This window comes from Nonomuraea turkmeniaca (assembly GCF_005889735.1).
In the GTDB taxonomy this organism is placed as follows: Bacteria; Actinomycetota; Actinomycetes; order Streptosporangiales; family Streptosporangiaceae; genus Nonomuraea; species Nonomuraea turkmeniaca.
On record NZ_VCKY01000471.1, the window covers coordinates 1 to 2790 of the forward strand.

3 protein-coding genes are annotated in these 2790 nt (G+C 72.3%); 2 read left to right on the plus strand and 1 reads right to left on the minus strand.

The window, feature by feature from the left end:
• The coding region (locus ETD86_RS53700; protein ID WP_138674287.1) for an aminotransferase-like domain-containing protein at positions 1–957 on the minus strand (957 nt) is incomplete at its 3' end.
• A gap of 60 nt (positions 958–1017) precedes the next feature.
• On the opposite strand from ETD86_RS53700, the gene ETD86_RS53705 reads away from it, so the two are divergent.
• Positions 1018–2190 (plus strand): trans-sulfuration enzyme family protein, encoded by a 1173-nt coding sequence (locus tag ETD86_RS53705; RefSeq protein ID WP_138674288.1) that lies wholly within the window; start codon positions 1018–1020, stop codon positions 2188–2190.
• A 29-nt stretch (positions 2191–2219) separates the two neighbouring features.
• The coding region (locus ETD86_RS53710) for a pyridoxal-phosphate dependent enzyme (protein WP_138674289.1) at positions 2220–2790 on the plus strand (571 nt) is incomplete at its 3' end.

Genomic DNA, 2790 nt, shown 5'->3' on the forward strand with positions numbered 1-2790 from the left:
GCCCCAGACGAGCTTGCTCAGCGAGCCGACCGTGATGACGTGCTCGGCCTGTCCGTTCTTGGGCCCGAAGGCGGCCAGCGGCGGCGGCGTCTCCCCGGAGAAGCACAACTCGGCGCAGACCTCGTCGTCGATCAGCGGCACGTCGTGCTCGCCGGCCAGCGCGGCCAGGCGCCTGCGGTCGTGGCTGGCCATGACGGCGCCGTCGGGGTTGCGCGCGGTGGGGACGAAGTAGGCCAGCGCGGGGTGTTCGCGCAGGGCGTCCCGCAGGCGCTCCGGCGTCACGGGCTTGACCAGGGCGGCGGCGTGCCTGAACACCTCCAGCGAGCCCGGATACGTCGGCGACTCGGCCAGCACGGTGTCACCCGGCGCCGCCAGCAGCGCGGTGAGCAGCGTGAGCGCCTGCTGAGCGCCCGTCGTCACGATGATCTCGTCCGGCGTCGTCGGCACGCCGCGGGCGCGGTAGTAGTCCGCGAGCGCGGCCCGCAGGTGCGCGTTGCCCGCCGGCTGGTAGCCCAGGTCGCGCACGCCGGCCAGCCGCGCCCCCGCCTCCTCGTAGGCCTCGAACAACGCCGCCGGCGGATCATGCGGGGCGGCGCACGTCAGCAGGATCACCCCGTCCGGCGGGTGCAGGATGTGCTGGAGCAGCGGATTGGCGACGACGCCGTCGGCCGTCCTGGTCGCGGGCAGGTCGAGCGGGGCGACCCGGGTGCCGCTGCCCTGGCGGCGCACCACGCGGCCCTCCTGCTGCAGCAGGTCGTACGCCGCCACCACGGTGCCCCGGCCCACCGCGAGCCGCCTGGCCAGCACCCGGTCGGGCGGCAGCGGGTCGCCCGGCGGGAGCACGCCGTCGTCGATCAACGCCCGCAGCCGGGCCGTCAGCAGCAGGTACAGAGGCCCCCGCCCCGACGCCCACCGGCCGAGCAGATCGACGAGATCATCGAGATTGGCCCCATTCATGGACCAATTCTGCCCGATTGGCTCTGCACGTCGGCTCCCCGTACGGGAGATCATGGCCACATGACCGAATTCCGCCCCGAGACCAGGGCCGTCCACGTCCCTCAGCCGACCATCGAGGGCAGCCGCCCCATCACCATGCCGATCTACCAGACCTCCGGGTTCGTCTTCGACGACCCCGCCGTGATGGCCGACGCGATGGGGCGGCCCGACGGGGCGTTCGTGTACGGGCGCTACACCAACCCCACCGTCCGCTCGCTGGAGCTGGCCGTCGCCGGGCTGGAGGGCGGAGCGGCCGCCATCGCCGCGGGCTCCGGCATGGGTGCGATCAACACGGTCCTGCTCGGCCTGCTCAAGCCCGGCGACCACCTGATCGCCCAGCGGTCGCTGTACGGAGGGACGGCCGCGATGATCAACGAGCTGGTGGGCAGGTTCGGGATCACGGTCACGTACGTGCCCGAGAACGATCCCGACGCGCTGCGCGCCGCCGTGCGGCCCGAGACCAGGCTCGTCTACCTGGAGACCATCAGCAACCCGATGACGCTGGTGGCCGATCTGCCCGGGATGTGCGGGGTGGCGCGCGAGCTGGGGATCCCGTCCGTGGTCGACAACACCTTCGCCACCGCCATGTTGTGCCGGCCCTTCGAGCACGGGGCGGACATCGTCCTTCACTCCACCACCAAGTACTTGTCCGGGCACACCGACGTGGTCGGCGGGCTCGCCGTCTTCGCCGACACCGCGCTCTACGAGCGGATCTGGCACTTCGCGATCGAGCTGGGGGCCTCGGCCGACCCGTTCGCGGCCTGGCTGACGCTGCGCGGGCTGCAGACGCTGGCGTTGCGCATGGAACGCCACTGCTCCAACGCCGAGTTCCTGGCCACCCGGCTGGCCGAGCACCCCGCCGTCGAGGCCGTGCACTGGCCGGGGCTCGCGTCGCATCCGTCGTACGAGCTGGCCGGCAAGCTGCTGCCCGGCTTCGGCGGGGTGTTCTCGTTCGACCTGGCCGGCGGGCGCGCCGCGGGGGAGAGGTTCATGAGCTCGGTACGCCTCGCGCTCCTCGCCCCCTCGCTCGGCGGGGTCGAGACGCTCATCCTGCACCCGGCCACGACGTCGCACCGGGCGCTCAGCGCTGACGAGCTGGCCAGGAGCGGGATCGGCGAGGGCACGGTACGGATCGCGGTGGGCATCGAACACCGCGAGGACCTCTGGGCCGACGTCTCCCAGGCGCTGTCGTAACGTGTCTTCGTCTCTTCTTTGGGGGTGCCATGACTGCCGTCGCCTATGAGGATGTGCTGGCCGCCGCGAGGCGGATCTCCGGGCTCGTGCTGCGTACGCCGGTGCTCGAGGTCTCGCCCGGGCTGTTCCTCAAGCTGGAGTTGTTGCAACATTCCGGGTCGTTCAAGGTGCGTGGCGCGTTCAACCGGCTGTTGTCGGCGGGTTCCCCGCTGCCGGACAGCGGGGTGATCGCGGCCAGCGGGGGGAACCACGGGCTCGCTGTGGCGTACGCGGCGAAGGCGCTGGGGGTGCGGGCCGAGATCTTCGTACCTGAGGTGACCAGCCCCGTGAAGGTGGCCGGGCTGGAGTCGCTGGGCGCGCATATCACCCAGACCGGGGCCATCTACTCGGAGGCCGCGGAGGCTGCGGGGAAGAGGGCCGCCGAGACGGGTGCGTTGAGCGTGCACGCGTATGACCAGGCGGAGGTGGTGGCGGGGCAGGGGACCACCGGGCTGGAGATCATGGAGCAGACCGGGGGCGTGGACACCGTGGTGGTGGCCGTCGGAGGCGGCGGCTTCGCCGGGGGGATCACCGTGGGGACGTCCGGCGGCGCCTCCGGGC

Bases quoted from the DNA above. Each gene is read 5' to 3' on its own strand.
- ETD86_RS53705 (WP_138674288.1), top strand. From the start codon at position 1,018: ATGACCGAATTCCGCCCCGAGACCAGGGCCGTCCACGTCCCTCAGCCG.